The 17,299-nt window shown below is 52.5% G+C and carries 15 protein-coding genes and 1 pseudogene; 9 read left to right on the top strand and 7 right to left on the bottom strand.

What is annotated here, in order from left to right:
- The first annotated feature begins 19 nt into the window (after positions 1 to 19).
- The 3 genes from V6942_RS22275 to V6942_RS22265 all read left to right on the top strand — a co-directional run bounded on the left by V6942_RS22275 (position 20) and on the right by V6942_RS22265 (position 4,553).
- Positions 20 to 1,606 (top strand): MFS transporter, encoded by a 1,587-nt coding sequence (locus tag V6942_RS22275; RefSeq protein WP_106927809.1) that lies wholly within the window; start codon positions 20 to 22, stop codon positions 1,604 to 1,606.
- Between the two features lie 4 nt (positions 1,607 to 1,610).
- Complete coding sequence (locus V6942_RS22270) at positions 1,611 to 2,750, top strand: glycoside hydrolase family 88/105 protein (protein WP_106927807.1); 1,140 nt, start codon at positions 1,611 to 1,613, stop codon at positions 2,748 to 2,750.
- 234 nt (positions 2,751 to 2,984) lie between these two features.
- Complete coding sequence (locus V6942_RS22265) at positions 2,985 to 4,553, top strand: MFS transporter (RefSeq protein ID WP_333501819.1); 1,569 nt, start codon at positions 2,985 to 2,987, stop codon at positions 4,551 to 4,553.
- A 21-nt stretch (positions 4,554 to 4,574) separates the two neighbouring features.
- Here V6942_RS22265 and mrdA read toward each other — a convergent pair whose 3' ends face one another.
- Both mrdA and argS read right to left on the bottom strand, forming a co-directional pair.
- A complete protein-coding gene (gene mrdA, locus V6942_RS22260) occupies positions 4,575 to 6,446 on the bottom strand; it encodes a penicillin-binding protein 2 (protein WP_106927803.1) in 1,872 nt (623 codons plus the stop codon).
- Positions 6,447 to 6,623: 177 nt separating this feature from the next.
- Positions 6,624 to 8,357: an arginine--tRNA ligase gene (argS, locus tag V6942_RS22255; protein ID WP_106927801.1), complete on the bottom strand. Its 1,734-nt coding sequence runs from the start codon at positions 8,355 to 8,357 to the stop codon at positions 6,624 to 6,626.
- Positions 8,358 to 8,568: 211 nt separating this feature from the next.
- Here argS and V6942_RS22250 point away from each other — a divergent pair, with 211 nt between their 5' ends.
- Positions 8,569 to 9,135, top strand: coding sequence for a VOC family protein (locus V6942_RS22250; protein WP_333501818.1), 567 nt, complete (start codon positions 8,569 to 8,571; stop codon positions 9,133 to 9,135).
- 74 nt (positions 9,136 to 9,209) lie between these two features.
- Entirely contained in the window at positions 9,210 to 9,950 is a 741-nt protein-coding gene (gene cutC / locus V6942_RS22245) for a copper homeostasis protein CutC (RefSeq protein WP_333501817.1), read from the top strand.
- Between the two features lie 181 nt (positions 9,951 to 10,131).
- Here cutC and cmoB read toward each other — a convergent pair whose 3' ends face one another.
- The 4 genes and pseudogenes from cmoB to V6942_RS22225 all read right to left on the bottom strand — a co-directional run.
- Positions 10,132 to 11,100, bottom strand: a complete 969-nt coding sequence (gene cmoB, locus V6942_RS22240; protein WP_182930416.1) for a tRNA 5-methoxyuridine(34)/uridine 5-oxyacetic acid(34) synthase CmoB — start codon at positions 11,098 to 11,100, stop codon at positions 10,132 to 10,134.
- Positions 11,097 to 11,840, bottom strand: coding sequence for a carboxy-S-adenosyl-L-methionine synthase CmoA (cmoA, locus tag V6942_RS22235; protein WP_106927793.1), 744 nt, complete (start codon positions 11,838 to 11,840; stop codon positions 11,097 to 11,099). Before cmoA ends, cmoB begins: the two co-directional genes overlap by 4 nt.
- A 39-nt stretch (positions 11,841 to 11,879) precedes the next feature.
- A complete protein-coding gene (locus V6942_RS22230) occupies positions 11,880 to 12,275 on the bottom strand; it encodes an MAPEG family protein (RefSeq protein WP_061279103.1) in 396 nt (131 codons plus the stop codon).
- Positions 12,276 to 12,326: 51 nt separating this feature from the next.
- A pseudogene (locus tag V6942_RS22225) lies at positions 12,327 to 12,674 on the bottom strand (DUF72 domain-containing protein); the annotation flags it as partial.
- 49 nt (positions 12,675 to 12,723) lie between these two features.
- Here V6942_RS22225 and V6942_RS22220 point away from each other — a divergent pair.
- Positions 12,724 to 14,331, top strand: coding sequence for a recombinase family protein (locus V6942_RS22220; RefSeq protein WP_333501816.1), 1,608 nt, complete (start codon positions 12,724 to 12,726; stop codon positions 14,329 to 14,331).
- A gap of 528 nt (positions 14,332 to 14,859) precedes the next feature.
- Here the strand turns inward: V6942_RS22220 and V6942_RS22215 are convergent.
- Complete coding sequence (locus V6942_RS22215; RefSeq protein WP_333501815.1) at positions 14,860 to 15,543, bottom strand: hypothetical protein; 684 nt, start codon at positions 15,541 to 15,543, stop codon at positions 14,860 to 14,862.
- Between the two features lie 469 nt (positions 15,544 to 16,012).
- Here V6942_RS22215 and V6942_RS22210 point away from each other — a divergent pair, with 469 nt between their 5' ends.
- The 3 genes from V6942_RS22210 to V6942_RS22200 are packed head-to-tail and all read left to right on the top strand — an operon-like array spanning position 16,013 to position 17,247.
- On the top strand, positions 16,013 to 16,360 hold the full coding sequence (locus V6942_RS22210; RefSeq protein WP_333501814.1) for a hypothetical protein: 348 nt from the start codon (positions 16,013 to 16,015) through the stop codon (positions 16,358 to 16,360).
- A gap of 3 nt (positions 16,361 to 16,363) precedes the next feature.
- Positions 16,364 to 16,615: a hypothetical protein gene (locus V6942_RS22205; protein ID WP_333501813.1), complete on the top strand. Its 252-nt coding sequence runs from the start codon at positions 16,364 to 16,366 to the stop codon at positions 16,613 to 16,615.
- On the top strand, positions 16,612 to 17,247 hold the full coding sequence (locus V6942_RS22200; protein WP_333501812.1) for a hypothetical protein: 636 nt from the start codon (positions 16,612 to 16,614) through the stop codon (positions 17,245 to 17,247). The genes V6942_RS22205 and V6942_RS22200 overlap by 4 nt, the downstream gene beginning before the upstream one ends.
- Positions 17,248 to 17,299 lie beyond the last annotated feature (52 nt).

The raw sequence follows: 17,299 nt of genomic DNA, 5'->3' as shown, positions 1-17,299 counted from the left end.
AAGGCACAGGATAACGTCAATGAACAGAACACGAAAAATAGGACTCGTTAACTATTTTGCCTACGGATCGGGAGATTTTCTCGGCGCCGGTACCACCGCGCTGACCGCCGCCTGGCTGCTGTATTTCTACACCACGTTTTGCGGCTTAACCCCCATTGAAGCCACTTTTATCTTCGCCACCGCTCGCGTACTGGATGCGGTGGTCAGCCCGCTGATGGGCTTCCTGACCGATAACTTCGGCTCCACCTGGTTTGGTAAACGCTTTGGTCGGCGCAAATTCTTTATTCTGCTCGGCATTCCCTGCGTGTTCAGCTATTCCTTCATGTGGATAGGGGAGATGAGCTTCTGGTATTACCTCGTCACCTATCTGATCTTTGACGTGGTCTACACCATGATTCTGGTGCCGTATGAAACGCTGGTCCCGGAAATGACCGACGACTTCAAACAGAAAACCAAATTCTCCGGCGCGCGTATCGGTATGGCGCAGATGTCGGCGATTCTGGCTTCCTTCCTGCCGGGCATTCTGCTGACCCACTTCGGTAAAGACAACGCCATTTCCTTCTTCTATGCCAGCCTGGTGTTCTCGGTGCTGTGCGCCATCATGCTGACCTTTGTCTGGTTCTTTACCTGGGAGCGCCCGCGTGAAGAGTGGACTGTGGCGGCGCTGAAGGCGGAAGAGGAGAAAAAACACCTGACGTTTGCGCAGAGCATGAATCGCCTGTTTGTCGAACTGAGCTCAACGCTGCGCATCAAGATTTTCCGCCAGCACCTGGGAATGTACCTCGGCGGCTATATCGCGCAGGATGTGTTTAACGCCGTCTTTACCTACTACGTGGTGTTCGTACTGATGCAGGAAGCGTCCGTCGCCTCCAACCTGCTCGGCACCATGGCTATCTTCCAGTTCATTGCCGTCATCGCCATGATTCCGCTGTGCATCCGCTTCGGGCCGGCACCGTCCTATCGCATGGTGGTGGTGCTGTTTGGTCTGGGGTCGTTCTCGTATGCTGCGCTGTACTATGCGGGTATGAGTGATATCTATGCATTACTGTTGCTGATTTCCGCGATTGCCGGTCTGGGACGCGGCGGCATCAACTATGTGCCGTGGAACACCTACACCTATATCTCTGACGTTGATGAAGTGATCACCGGCCAGCGCCGCGAGGGTATCTTCGCCGGCATCATGACCCTGACGCGTAAAGCCTCTCAGGCGGGGGCGGTCATGCTGGTGGGCATCATCATGCAGATGTCCGGCTTCGTCTCCGGGCAGAAAACCCAGCCGCCGGAAGTGAGCCATACCATCCTGATGATCCTCAGTATGGGCACCATCGTGGTACTGGCATTGGGCTTCCTGGTCTCACTGCGCTTTAAGCTGAACCTGAAAACCCACAGCGTGCTGCGTGAAGAAACCGCAAAAATGCGCCAGTCCGGCCACGTGGTACCGGAAACCGTCACGCCACAGGCGCGCGCCACCGTCGAAATGCTGGCGGGAATGCCGTACGAATCCCTGTGGGGCAACAACAACATTGGTTACCTGAATCGTAATAAACCTGCGGCACCTTCGCTGAAGCAGGCTGCAACATTGAATTCGACTTACAACAGAGGTTAAGAATATGAAAGTTTGGCCCGTCAAACATAGCCCATTATTACGTCAACCGGAGCATTTTATCTCCCGGGAAGAGCTGAAAGCCTTGATTCAGACGGTGACGAACAATCTGGTGAATATCAAGGATGAGACTGGTCAATTTCTGCTGCGTCTTGACGATGGTCGCGTGATCGATACCAAAGGATGGGCAGGCTGGGAATGGACGCACGGCGTAGGGCTGTACGGTATCTATCAGTACTACCAGCAGACCGGTGATGTCGCGATGCGCGACATCATCGATAGCTGGTTCGCCGATCGCTTTGCGGAAGGCGCGACCACCAAGAACGTGAATACCATGGCGCCGTTCCTGACGCTGGCCTATCGCTACGAAGAGACCGGTAACCCGGCCTATTTACCCTGGCTGGACAGCTGGGCTGAGTGGGCAATGCACGAGATGCCGCGCACCGACTACGGCGGCATGCAGCACATCACGCTGGCGGAAGAAAACCATCAGCAGATGTGGGACGATACGTTGATGATGACCGTGCTGCCGTTGGCGAAAATCGGCAAGCTGCTGAATCGCCCTGAGTACGTCGAAGAAGCGGTGTATCAGTTCCTGCTGCACGTGCAGAATCTGATGGATCGCGAGACCGGTCTGTGGTTCCACGGCTGGAACTATGACGGCCACCATAATTTTGCTCACGCCCGCTGGGCCCGCGGCAACAGCTGGCTGACCATCGTGATCCCTGACTTCCTGGAGCTGGTGGATCTGCCGGAGAACAATGCGACGCGGCGTTATCTGGTGCAGGTGCTGAACGCGCAGATTGCCGCGCTGGCGAAATGCCAGCACGAAAGCGGTCTGTGGCACACGCTGCTCGACGATCCTCATTCCTACCTGGAAGCGTCGGCCACCGCAGGCTTTGCCTACGGCATTCTGAAGGCGGTGCGTAAGCGCTACGTGGGCCAGGAGTATGCCGAAGTCGCGGAAAAAGCGATGAAAGGCATCGTGAAGCACGTTTCCCCGGAAGGTGAGCTGCTGCAAACTTCCTTTGGTACCGGCATGGGGTCAAACCTCGATTTCTACCGTGAAATTCCGTTGACCTCCATGCCGTACGGGCAGGCGATGGCGATACTGTGCCTGACGGAATATCTGCGTAAGTTCTTCTAAGTTCTCATACTTCCCGCCAACCCGGCAGCAACCGCTGTCGGGTTTTTTATTATCTGAACCATCAATTTTTTTTTGAAATTTTCAGTTTTGGTTATAAAAAAATTTTAAGTGGATCGCATTCCTGCATGATGCGTATTAGCCGTAATGACAATAGTGATTTTGCTCACATTTCAAACCTCATGATAAGAATATAAAAACAGTGTTTCAAAATTATAAAACATGAGGTTTATTTTTATGGCAAGAAATGCGGCTTCAGCCCCCCACGGGCTGCAGGGAAGACCTGTCAATCTGCGCCATCAACTGGCATACGGAGGCGGAAACCTCTTGGGCAGCGGCGCGCTGGCAATCAGCGGTGCGTGGCTTCTTTACTTCTACACCACCTTCTGCGGCCTGACGTTAATCGAGGCTGCGTTTATTTTTTCCGTTGCCAGCGTCATTGACGCGATCAGTAACCCATTGATGGGTTACCTCACCGATAACTTCGGTAAAACCCGCCTTGGCAAACGCTTCGGCCGCCGCCGCTTCTTCCTGCTGATCGGCATTCCACTGATGATGTTCTACCCGCTGCTGTGGGTGGAAGGGCTGGGCTTCTGGTACTACCTGGGTACCTACGTGATGTTCGAGATCATTTATACCTCAGTCATGGTGCCTTACGAAACATTGGCGACCGAAATGACCGACGATTTCGCACTGCGCTCCAGGCTCACCGGTTACAAAGCGATTTTTGGTAAACTGGCAAACTTCCTGGCGGCGTTTATTCCTGGGCAGTTTATCCTGCTGTACGGCAAAGAGTCGGCGACGCCGTTCTTTCTGACCGGCCTGACCTACGGTGCTATTCTGATCGCCGCTGTAGCCTGCCTGTGGTACAACAGCTGGGAGCGCCCGCGTGAAGAAGAGCCGCAGGAACAGGTGAAAAGCGGATTGCTCAACACGCTGCTGTCGCTGGCCAAAGATATGCGTTCGACGTTCTATCTGCGCGTATTCCGTAAGCACCTGGGGATGTACCTGTGTGGCTTTGGCGCCGAGTGGCTGTTCGCCTCTATCTTTACCTACTTCGTCATTTTTGTTCTCCAGCACGATCCGGCAATGGTCGCGGGGCTGAATAGCCTGAACTCCATCCTGCAGCTGATTTCCACGGCGCTGTTTATCGGCCTGTGCGTGAAAAAAGGCTTCAGTAAGCCGTACATTATGGCGCTGAGTATCGTTATTTTCGCGGTGCTGCTGTACACCTCCCTGTGGTTCTTCCATCTGCCTGCGCACCTGGCGACGATTCTGATGTTCGGCATCACAATCATCTTTGGGCTGGGGACCGGCGGCGTGTATTACATTCCGTGGACGGTTTATACCTTCCTCGCGGACGTTGATGAAATCTACACCGGTCGTCGCCGTGAAGGGATCTATGCGGGGGCGATGACCTTCTCCGGTAAAATCTTACGCTCCGTTATTGTCTTTGTGATGGGCGCTGTTCTTAGCTACTACGGCTTCCAGTCGAAAGCGCATGTACAGCCGGAAAGCGCAGTGAACGCCATTGCGGTGGTCTTCTGCGGTGGCGTTGCGCTGCTGGCGCTGGCGGCGGTGGTCTTCAGTAAGCAGATGAAGCTGGATCGCAAAACCCATCTCATCGTGCTGCAGGAAGTGGCGCGAATCAAGGCCGGCGGCAAGCTGGAAGACATTGCGCCGGACGTGCGAGCGGTGGTGGAAGATCTGGTTGGTCACCGCTATGAAGAGTGCTGGGGCAACAGTCCACTGTTCAAAAAAGACGACGCGCCGGTTGTGGTTGAAGCGGTCTCAGCCGGGCGCTAAGACACCCGACGATTTTCCCTCTTACCCCTGGGACGGCGGCTGCGGCTGACTGTCCTGGGGGGCAAACAGATGGTCGAGTATCTGACGCATGACCGGTGCTGCGACCACGCCATCGCTCCCCCCATTCTCCAGCACCAGCGCAACGGCAACCTGCGGATTTTTATACGGCGCAAAGGCGGTATAAAAAATATGATCGCGCAGGCGGGTCGGGATCATCTTCGCATTGTAGGTCTGATTTTCTTTGAGGCTGAACACCTGCGAGGTGCCGCTTTTTGCCGCAATGCCGTACGGTGCGGTATGGAAGAACTTGTAGCCGGTACCGTTGGGCGCATTGGCCATGCCGAACATAGCCTGACGCACCAGGCTCCAGTACGGAGAGGCGGCGCTGGCAATCTGCGTTTCATTTTTCGGCTGCTGGTAGGGAATCAGCGTTTTGCCAGACGCCTCATCCTTTAACAGGTGCGGAGGGATCACGCGGCCGTTGTTCAGCAGCGCCACCATCGCCTTCACCATCTGAATCGGTGTCGCAATCCAGTAACCCTGGCCGATACCCACTGAGATGGTATCACCCTGATACCAGGTTTTTTTGTGCACCCGCTCTTTCCAGTCGCGGCTGGGCAGCAGACCGGTGTACTCTTCATCAAGGTCAATGCCGGTTGGTTTACCGTAGCCGAACTGGCTCAGCATGCTATGAATCCGGTCAATGCCCATCATATAGGCGACCTGGTAGAAGAAGGTGTCGGCGGACTCTTCGATGGCTTTGGTGACGTCGAGCATGCCGTGACCGGTTTTTTTCCAGTCGCGGTAGTGGCGCTGCGTGCCGGGCAGCGTCCATGTCGGCGCGCCGAAGAAGTGGGTTTGCGGCGTAATGACGCCATCGAGCAGCGCCGACATCGCCATATAGGGTTTCACGGTGGAGGCTGGCGGATACAGCCCCTGAGTGACGCGGTTAATCAGCGGCAGGTTTTTATCCTGTAACAGCGCATTGTAATCCTGGTAGCTAATACCTTTGACGAAGGGATTCGGGTCGTAGCTCGGGTTGGACACCATCGCCAGCACCGAGCCGTCGTGCGGATCTTCCACCAATACCGCCGCGCGCTGGCCGACCAGCAGGCTCTCAATGTACTCCTGCAGGTGCAGATCCAGCGTCAGATGAATATCTTTTCCGGCCACTGGCGGCACGTCTTTTAGCAGACGAACGATACGCCCGTGGTTATCAACTTCCACTTCCTGATAGCCGGTCTTACCGTGCAGTTCGCTTTCGTAGTAGCGTTCAATCCCCTGTTTACCGATGTTGTGGTCGGCGGCATAGTTTTCTGCGATACCCTGTTTATCGAGCGCTTTGAGATCGCTGTCGTTAATTTTTGATACGTAGCCAAGCACGTGGGCCAGCGCGGCACCGTAGGGATATTGTCGGTCCTCATAGCTGTTGACGGTGACGCCGCTGAAGCGAAACTGGTTAACGGAGAAGCGTGCGATTTCGATATCGGTCAGCGCATTTTTCAGCACCACCGGGCGGTAGCGGCTGCTTGATTTGAGGGCTTTACGGAACTGGTCGATATCGTCGGCAGTAAGGTCGACGATGGGCGTTAGCTGGCGCAACAGCGCGTCCATATCGCTGATTTTATAAGGCGTGACGGAAATATCGTACCAGGTCACGTTTTTGACCAGCGGAATACCGTTGCGATCGTAGATGATGCCGCGCGTGGGGGCGACAGGCAGCATTTTTATATCGTTGGCGTCGGATCGCGTGGTGTAGTAATCGTGCTCATCAACCTGCAAATGATAAAGGTTGAAGATAAGAATGCAAAAGCAGACGATCACCAGGCCAAAGGCCACCAGCGCGCGACGCAGGAAGAGCTTTCGCTCCGCTTCATAGTCTCTAAATGTCATGACAGTACCCGGTGTTTAAGCCGCCTAATCATACGGAGCGGCCTGCGTCATGACAGACAAAAAGTGTTCCATCCCTCCGGGAAAATGTGTCATTTCTTGTGTTTTGTAACAAACGCGGCGGGGAGGGGGAAAATAAAAAAGCCCGCGACACGGCGCGGGCTTTTTGGGGAACGGGAATTACATACGTTCGACGGTTTCGATCCCCAGGGTATCGAGGCCCAGCTTCAGGGTTTTCGCCGTCAGCAGCGCTAACTTCAGGCGGCTGTTGCGCACCGCTTCGCTCTCGGCTGAGAGGATCGGGCAATGTTCGTAGAAGCCAGAGAACAGACCCGCCAGATCGTACAGGTATGCGCACATGACGTGCGGCGTACCGTCGCGAGCAACCACATTCAGCGTTTCTTCGAACTGCAGCAGGCGCGCGGCCAGCTGCGCTTCACGTTCTTCGGTAATGTTCACGGCGGCGTTAACGATGGCGCTTTCTTCCAGCTCGGCCTTACGGAACACAGACAGTACGCGGGTATAGGCATACTGCATATACGGCGCGGTGTTGCCTTCAAAGGCCAGCATGTTGTCCCAGTCGAACACGTAGTCGGTGGTGCGGTTTTTGGACAGATCGGCGTATTTTACCGCACCGATGCCGACGGCATTGGCCAGTTTTTCCAGCTCGTCTGCCGGCATATCCGGATTCTTCTCCGCCACCAGGCGACGCGCGCGCTCCAGCGCTTCGTCCAGCAGATCTGCCAGCTTCACGGTACCGCCGGCGCGGGTTTTGAACGGCTTGCCATCTTTACCCAGCATCATGCCGAACATGTGGTGTTCCAGCGGAACGCTGTCTGGCACGTAGCCTGCTTTACGCACGATAGTCCATGCCTGCATCAGGTGCTGGTGCTGACGGGAGTCGATGTAGTACAGCACGCGATCGGCGTGCAGCGTTTCATAACGGTATTTCGCACAGGCAATATCGGTGGTGGTGTACAGGTAGCCGCCATCCTTTTTCTGGATGATGACGCCCATAGGCTCGCCTTCTTTGTTCTTAAATTCGTCGAGGAACACCACGGTTGCGCCTTCGCTCTCGACCGCCATCCCTTTGGCCTTCAGATCGGCAACGATACCCGGCAGCATGGGGTTATACAGGCTTTCACCCATGACGTCATCGCGGGTCAGGGTCACGTTCAGACGGTTGTAGGTCAGCTGGTTCTGGGACATGGTAATGTCGACCAGTTGGCGCCACATTTTACGGAAGTATTCATCGCCGCCCTGCAGTTTAACCACGTAGCTGCGAGCGCGCTCGGCAAAGGCTTCGTCTTCATCGTAGTGCTTTTTGGCTTCACGATAGAAACCTTCGAGGTCAGCCAGCGCCATTTCACCGGCGTTTTCCTGCTGCTGTTTTTCCAGGTAGGCAATCAGCATCCCGAACTGGGTGCCCCAGTCGCCGACGTGGTTGGCGCGGATAACCTTGTGACCCATCAGCTCCAGGGTACGGACCGACGCGTCGCCTATAATGGTTGAACGCAGATGGCCCACGTGCATTTCTTTCGCCACGTTTGGCGCGGAGTAGTCAACGACAATCGTCTGCGGCTCCGGCTGCGCGATACCCAGACGTTCGCTTTTCAGCGCCTGCGTAACGTGCTCGGCGAGGAACGCCGGATCGAGGAAAATGTTGATAAAGCCCGGCCCGGCGATTTCCACTTTATTGGCGATGCCATCAAGCTGGAGATGAGACAGTACCTGCTCTGCCAGTTGTCGCGGCGCCATGCCCAGTTTCTTCGCAACCGCCATCACGCCGTTGGCCTGATAGTCGCCGAACTGTACTTTTGCTGACTGACGAACCTGCGGTTCGCAATCGGCAGGCGCGCCTGCCGCAATCATGGCCTGACTGACTTTTTCTGAGAGAAGAGCCTGAATATTCACCGGAATACCTTACGTTTTAGACGCTGCTGCCCGCGGGGTGCAGCGCCGGGTGTGGATAAATTAAGGCGGGAGTATACTGCATTTGCCCGATGCCGTCAGCATTGGCCCAACGCCGCCTGAGCAGGGATTGACCGCTTGTCCGCCTCGTCGGTTGGTTCAGCGCCCACAACAGGGTAGATTAGCCTTTTCATCAGATAAGAGTAGGGCTGAAATGGCAAACTGGCAGACTATCGCGCAGCTACAGGATATTTCCGCGGACCTTCCGCGCTTTACCGAGGCGTTCACTGCGCTTTCGCAACGGTTGGGGCTCGATATCGCGCCGCTCAATGCCGACCACATTTCCCTGCGTTGTCATCAAAACGCCACCGCCGAGCGCTGGCGTGCCGGTTTCGAGCAGTGCGGTACGTTACTGTCGGAAAACCTCATCAACGGGCGTCCTATCTGCTTGTTTAAACTCGATGAGCCGGTTTGCGTTGTGCACTGGCGCTTTACGGTGGTTGAGCTGCCGTGGCCGGGTGAAAAGCGCTACCCGCACGAAGGCTGGGAGCATATTGAGATTGTTCTGCCGGGCGAGCCTGAGCAGCTCAACGCGCGGGCGCTGGCGCTGCTGTCCGACGAGGGTTTGAGCCAGCCGGGAATATCGGTCAAAACCAGCTCGCCGAAAGGCGAACGCGAACGCCTGCCAAACCCCACTATGGCGATCACCGATGGCCACGTAACGGTGAAATTTCATCCATGGACCCTCGAAGAAATCGTTGCCAGCGAACAAGCAGTGTAACAATGTGAGCTAACGCGGGGTCTGGTGCGCGTAACGATGGCATCATCGGACGCTGGAGAAAAACGGAGAGAAACATGGCATTGCTGGAGATCTGCTGTTACAGCACGGAATGCGCGGTGATCGCGCAGCAGAACGGGGCCGATCGCATTGAACTGTGCGCCGCGCCGCTGGAGGGCGGGCTGACGCCGTCGTACGGTGTCCTGAGAGCGACGCGCCAGCGGGTGACGATTCCCGTGCATCCCATTATCCGCCCGCGCGGCGGCGATTTTTGCTACACCGACGGTGAGTTTGCCGCCATGCTGGAAGACGTTCGTCAGATTCGCTCGCTGGGCTACCCCGGTTTTGTGATTGGCGTGCTCAACCCCGAAGGGCAGGTTGACGTGCCGCGTATGCGGCAAATTATGGTAGCGGCAGGGCCGCTGGCGGTGACGTTCCACCGCGCGTTTGATATGTGTGCCAATCCTTTGCAAGCCGCTGATGTATTGACAGATTTAGGCGTTGCCCGGGTGTTGACTTCTGGCCAGCAGCCGTCGGCCGAAAAAGGTATTTCATTAATTCGGGAACTTATTGCCCGAGAGGGTACTCCAACCATTATGGCGGGTGCAGGTGTGAGGGCGAGCAACCTTTCGCTCTTCCTGGAAACAGGCGTCAAAGAAGTGCACAGTTCAGCCGGGCAATGGTTGCCCTCCGAAATGCGTTATCGCAATCCCGGACTGTCAATGTCAACGGATCCTGACGCTGATGAGTATTCACGTTATGCCGTCGACGGTGCGGCCGTAGCCGCAATGAGTGCGATCGTCGCGCGTCATGAGTAGTTAACCGTTTTTTACCGCGCGTCATATCGCCCAATATGATGCTTGCTTGTACCAGGCCCCTGCCCATTAAACAGGGGCCTTTTTTTCGCCATCGTATTTTATTGGCAGGGTCAGCGTCGCGCTGATTACCGGATGGCGGCTTTGCCTTATCCGGCCTACGATTTGTAGTCAGGCAAAACGATTACGGTTTACGCGCAATCAACACCGCGCGCAGCGGCGCAGGATAGCCTTCGATGGTTTTGGTCGGATCGTTCGGGTCGAGGAAATCGGCCAGCGATTCGGTGACCATCCATTCGGTACGACGCTGTTCTTCGGTTGAGGTGACGTTCATATCGACGATACGCACATCGACAAACCCACATTTTTCCAGCCAGTTTTTCAGCGCAGGGGCAGAGGGAATAAAGTAAACGTTACGCATCTGCGCGTAGCGGTCGCCCGGCACCAGCACCGTGTTTTCATCACCGTCAACCACCAGCGTTTCCAGCACCAGTTCACCGTCGTTCACCAGCTGATCTTTAAGCTGCCAGAGATGCTCCAGCGGCGAGCGGCGATGGTAGAGCACGCCCATGGAGAAGACGGTATCAAACGCTTTCAGCGCCGGAAGCTGCTCAATGCCGAGCGGCAGCAGATGCGCACGCTGATCGTTGCCTAGCAGTTTACGCACGGCTTCAAACTGGCACAGGAACAGCTGGGTGGGATCGATGCCAACCGCCAGATGGGCACCCGCGCCGATCATCCGCCACATGTGGTAACCGCTGCCACAGCCCACGTCGAGAATGGTTCGACCGCTCAGATCAGACAGGTGCGGCAGGACGCGATCCCATTTCCAGTCGGAGCGCCATTCGGTATCGATATTGACGCCGTACAGCGAAAACGGCCCTTTGCGCCACGGCATCAGGTTGCGCATCAAGGTGTCAATCCGTTTGATCTGACCTTCGCTGAGCGGCGTTTCGCTCTCGGCGGTGACGCTGTGCAGCAGATCCAGCTTCCACGGCTGGATTTCCGGCAGGAACTCGACCGCGTTGGACCACTGTTTAAACAGCCCGTGCTGATCGCGCTGCCAGGCGCCAATCTGTGCGGGCAGCGTTTCCAGCCAGTGAGAAAGGGGGCTTTTGGCGATTTGCTGATAGAAATTACCGAACTCGATCATGCCGGGCTACCCGCCTTAAGCGCTACGAGAGAGCCGAAATTAAAGCACTGGAACCACAGCTCGCTGTGTTCGAAACCGGCCTGGCGCAGACGCGCTTTATGCACTTCAACGGAGTCAGTTAACATGACGTTTTCCAGCATGCTGCGCTTCTGGCTGATTTCCAGCTCGCTGTAGCCGTTAGCCCGTTTAAAGTCATGATGCATGTTGAACAGCAGTTCGCCGACGGTGGCGTCTTCGAAGCTGAATTTTTCCGACAGCACCAACGCGCCGCCCGGATTCAGCCCCTGATAAATTTTATTGAGCAACGTCTGACGTTCTGCGGGCTCGAGGAACTGAACGGTGAAGTTCAGCACCACCATGGAGGCATTTTGAATGTCGATATCGCGAATATCGCCTTCGATGACGTCGACCGGCGTCGGCGCTTTGTAGGCATCGATATGGCGGCGGCAGCGTTCGATCATCGCCGGGGAGTTATCAACGGCAACGATGCGGCAGTCGCCGTGGGCGATGTTGCGACGAATAGAAAGCGTGGCCGCGCCCAGCGAGCATCCCAGGTCATAGACCTGCGAACCCGGCTGTACGAAGCGCTCGGCCAGCATGCCAATCATGGAGATAATATTTGAGTAGCCCGGTACGGAACGTTGGATCATATCCGGGAAGACTTCGGCTACCCGTTCGTCGAAAGTCCAGTCGCCAAGGTGGGCGATCGGGGCAGAAAATAGCGTGTCGCGGTCAGACATAAGGTGACATCCGGAAAAATAAAAACGGCGTATTGTGCGCTAACGAAGGGAGAAAACCAACTCCCACGGCATATACCAAAGGTTCGCCAGCACCATTAGCAACAGTGAAATGTAGGTTGCACTCATTCCCGAACGGCGCCAGCGGAACAGCCGATGATGGAAACCGTAGTAGTGCATCAGGCGCCCGGCGAGCAGCAGCAGGCCGCAAAGGTGTACCATCCAGGTTTCGGCACCGTTCATTTCCATAAACAGCAGCAGAACAACGCCAATCGGAATATATTCCACCGCATTGCCGTGAATGCGGATTGCGCTCTGAAGCTCGCTAAACCCTCCGTCGCCGTAGGCAACGCGGTAAAGCATACGCAGACGAACGACATCAAAGGAAAACTTTATCAGCAACAATGCCGCCAGGACGGCATACAGCGCGCTAACCATACAAACTCCCTTTCTGTTGGCAGATGGCACCCATTATCATAGGTAGGAACGTCAGAAAAGAGAAGATTGTTGTGGAATTGCCGGCGCATCGCCGAGGTCGGGGAGGGCGGCGCGAAGCGTATTCCACAGGGTATCGATCAGCTCCGGCGCCTGAGCAATATCCGGCGTGTGCAGGAACAGGTAGGGCGTGGTGGTCTGCTGCCACTGCGGCAACTTTTCCAGCCATGGCGTAAACATCGCCAGATTTTGCGCCATGTTATCGCTGCCGATAAAGCGCACCATCGGCTGGCTGGCGGTGACGACGGCGTGTACCGGCACTTTGGGCTTTTTGCGCTGAGCTTCTATCACGGCTGCGTTATGTGCCACTGCGGAATGCACCGGGCGGCTATCAAGGATTAGACCTATCTTATGATACACTTTTCTAATCTTCCCATAGCGGCTATCAACTATGCCAAAGGCAATATCTTACATCCGTTTTTCGTCTAAAAGTCAGTCAGTTGGTGATTCTGCCAAAAGGCAGAGCAAGTATATCACTGATTGGTTAAAGCGTAACCCTGATTACTATTTAGACGAGAATCTTCGCTTCACTGATTTAGGAATTAGTGGTTACTCCGGTGCAAATGCTAAATCAGGTGACTTCGGTGAGTTCCTTACTGCTGTTGAAAAAGGGTACATAGAGCAAGGTTCTGTACTTCTGGTTGAGTCATTAGACCGTGTGTCGCGGCAGGATATTGATGCAGCAGGGGAGCAACTCAGGAATATTCTTCGTGCAGGTGTAGAGGTGGTAACGCTAGTAGACAACTCCTGGTATACCAAAGATAGTCTTAAAGACCCTTTGAGCATGATAAAAGCCATTCTTATCATGCAACGAGCGCATGAAGAATCAGCCATGAAATCAAGCCGTCTACGCTCTGTATGGGCGTCTAAGCGTGAAAAGGCTACTCAGGGTCAGATAATGTCTAAACGCTGTGTCGCGTGGCTGAGAGTGTCTGAAGACCGTACACGGTTTGAATATATCCCGGAGAACGTGAAAGCTGTTCAGCGTGTCTTTGAGCTACGTCTTGAAGGTATTGCACATGCGAAGATAGCAGCAAGGATGAACGAAGAGGGATGGCAAACTCTTAATCAATACAAACCTGTTAAAGGTGGCTGGTCACAGACATCAGTAACAGAACTACTGAGTAATCGTGCGGTGATGGGCTTCAAGGTTCCCTCAAAGTCTATGGTGGTGAAGGGAGTATCTGAGATTCCGAACTATTACCCCGCCATTATCACAGATGAGCAATTCTACGCTGTACAGCAGCTTAAGCAGGGTTCTGGACGTAAGCCTTCTTCTGATTTGCCTTTGCTGACAAATCTCTTCAAAGGGGTTATGCGCTGCTCTAAATGCGGTTACATCATGATAATCTCTGGAGTCACAGAAAAACGTAACGGTAATTACAGATGTTCGATGAAGGCTGAGGGGCGGTGTGATGCTAAAGGTATCAGTCGTCTACAAACTGACAGGGCATTAGTACAGGGCTTGCTGTACAACACGAACAGACTAGCGTTACAGAGTGATAGTAGTTCAGTAGTTGGAACACTTCAGGCTGAACTCTCTGAGCTAACTACACGCAGAGATAATCTTCTTAAATTGGCTGAGCTATCGGGTGATATCGAGTCTTCTGCTAAACGTCTCAGAGAGCTTAACGGGCAAATCAAGGATGTTGAGAAGTCGATAGCGGATAACCACCAGCGGGAAGCGTCCAGCCAACTGGAGACTATCCGACATCTTGACCTTACGACGAAGAAAGACCGTATCGAGGCTCAAATTATCATCAAGCGTGTGATAAAAGAGATACTGATAGATACTGCAAACAAGACCTGTGATATCACACTGCACAACGGAATCAAGCTGAACCGCTACCCGCTTTCATACGTGATAGACGGTTCAAAGTTTGCTGATATCATCGGATTGCTAGACGACAAAGAATACACGTTCAGCGATGATGAACGGTTCCCGTTACCTCAGCACCTTGCCCCTGATTGGGTACAGGACGAGCTAGATAAAGAGTAGTAAACACAAAACCCCGTACCAGTTACACCGATACGGGGTCTATATAAAATTCTGTTCAGAAACAGTATCACATCAAAATCTTTCTTCGTCCCTCATACGTGGACTCATCTCACGCTGATAGAACTCCGAACAGAATTCTATAAGAGTATTTTTAAGATAACTCTTTACAGAGTTCTTAACAGATACGGTACAGATAATTATCAGATAAACATTTCTTTTGAAGGAACGGAGAAGAAAAAGGTTTTAGTGTGATAAGACAACGTACAGTAGAACTGTTAAGAGTAAAGTCTAAAAGGGCTTGAGTGATTATTTACCACGTTGTCAAGCCTTTGTCTTTACCATTTTGTGCTATCATGCAAAATATAGCATTTTTTGCTAAAAATACATTCAAAATAAATGCTATGAGGTTGTTTTTCAATCAGGGTTGCTATCTGTAGTTCTCATGCGTAAGCAAGCGAGCTTCACACGCCCTGTAATGCACTGTACGCAACTCTAAACTGTAACCTATGTAGTTGGTTATGGTTCGATTTAAACTCCGCTCAGGGCTTCCTGTTGAGATATTTTTAACAGATTCTCTTTATCTTGGGAGCTCATAGCATTCCATTCCTTCAGGGTTGGTAAATCTGCACCAAAGACTTGATTGTATACCGCACGTGCTCTCCCGTGAGCTTCAGCGCGTACACTTGGATGAGGGAGGGCGATATTAAATTCAGTCTCCTTCGGTGTATCACGATTACAGACAGGGCGCTTCCCGTCTTTGATTGCCTGAACAATCAGCTTTAATACATCCCGCTTCTCTTCTGGCGTAAATGTGTACTCGCGCTTGTTCCACCCCTTCTTTCTGGTGACTTCAGGTTTCTGGGGAGTGCTGGTCAGGTTTGTGAGAACTGAGCGCAAAGAGTTATTGCTGAGTTTGTCAGTATCTCCGAGAAGGGATTTAAGATATCCGGTCAGAAAAGATTTCTGCTCTGCTTCACTTACTTTCCCTGCACCAATGAGTCTTGAAAGATGGAAGTCATCACTGACAAGGAATACATCTGATAAATCGACTGTAAGCCACTCAGAAGCATCTCTGAGTAGATTTAGTGTTGAGGTGGGGATTTGTATCACCTCGTATTCACCTGCTGTGCTATGCGTCATTAAGGCGCTTATATCACATGCCTTTGTTGAGTCGTTTACCTGTAAGTATTTAAACGGTGCTTGAGTTTTCATGTCTTCTGTTCCGCATTGTAAGTGTTGATGCATACAGAATTACAGATTGATTGAATCACTGGCAAGGCTGATTCTCATGAAAACTGTAAAGTTAATTTCGTATCTTTTAATGTTAATAATATGTTGACATTATGTGATAAATATGTAACAATGTTCTTATGTGGTGAGAAGTTCCTCATCACCCCTCCGGTAGTAAGATGTTCTCGTGAAGGTCTTGTTCCCTTCAGTTCCCTGATTAAAATCCTGTGAAAACACAGGTGTGACTGATTCCTGTTCTCTCCAGCAGGGGCTTTCACAAGAACATTTTCACCTCAGAAACTCCATATTTGGGCTGCTAACGTGCAGCCTTCTTTTTATCGAGACAATCCAATGAAATTTCAAATCGAACCGTTAACAAACGGTACTCTTGTCATTATCACATTCTTGTTTTGTGACCTGTTTAAACATTTCCTCCAGTAAGGTGGCACCAATGGAAGTAAAAGAAATTTTAGCGCTCCTTGCGGAACAGGAGCAGGAAAGACTTCATCAGCACGAGTTGCAGAAGAAGCGAGAGAGTGATGCAGAAGCCCGAAGCAAAGAACTGGCAAAACTTCAGCATGGCTTGACAGTTCACCTTCAGAATCGTGCATATAGCAAGGCACTTATGGTTGAACAACTCCAGCGTGACATTTCTTCACATGGCGAGGTTGTGCAGAAGTTACTTGAGGATACATATGAAGCGATTTTCCTTCATTTAAATCCTCGTGCTGACGATAAAATCAATCGTCTGAAAGAAACAATCTTGACATATCACCCACACGCATCTGTCGGGGAATGAAAAATGACTCCTTATAATCCAACAAACTTTGACCTCGACAGTGTACCATTTACTACCGCTGTAAACGCAATCTTCCTTGAGCCTGAAGCGCTCCTGCAAGAGATTTATAATAGTCTCTGTAAAGCTGGTATCCCTCCATACATTGCACAGCAAGCGGCTAAAAAATCTATAACCACCACACGTAACGCTATCGTTGATACGCTGTCTCTTGTACTGGCAAATCAGACAGAAGTTGAGTCATGGGAGGCTGAATGATTGAACTTTATGCTGCTGGCAATGCAGATAAACTAAAAATCCATGTGCCATCACATACTGATTTCGCTGTTGATGAAGATGCGTTTAAGCGTTCACAGTCTGAGGCTGATGTAATTAACAATGCTGTGCAGGTTGTACAGGACGAGCTTGCAGGTATGACATCAACTGAAGCAAAGATTTATCTTGAACAGAAGTATCGACCGATGCTGAATCTCGCCATTCACAATCACCGTGAAGCCTGTGACCACGTTACCCGATATGAAGATAATGCTGAGGGTACTAAAGCTGCTCTGCGTGGTGAGTATGCAGGTTCTTTACGTCACCCTGAAATCAAGAAAATCAATGTTGCTGGTGCTGAACACTTTAGTCACTTGGTGAAGAGTGGTGCAATCCATGTTGAAGGCTACAAGATTGTTGACAGTTCTTCTCTGAATATGAACCTTGGGGCTGTGACCAATACAAGAATGACACTGGTCTATATCCCGCAAGAGCGTGAAAGCCTCATGTCATACGCCGATACAGAAGAGGCGCGGGATTACGCTGAACGGGAATACAGATATAAACTGGAACGTCTTATCACTGCTCGTAAAAAAGCGGCTGTACAGCTTGAAGAGCTTCGTGATGAAGTTTGATCTTGACCCGCCATTTCCGGACAGCTTTTGTATCTTAAGTTAACGATGCCCG

The sequence above is a fragment of the Kluyvera genomosp. 2 genome, assembly GCF_036759865.1.
GTDB classification, from domain to species: domain Bacteria; phylum Pseudomonadota; class Gammaproteobacteria; order Enterobacterales; family Enterobacteriaceae; genus Kluyvera; species Kluyvera ascorbata_B.
Note: the sequence above shows the minus strand (reverse complement) of the source record. Positions and strands in the feature narration are given on the sequence as shown.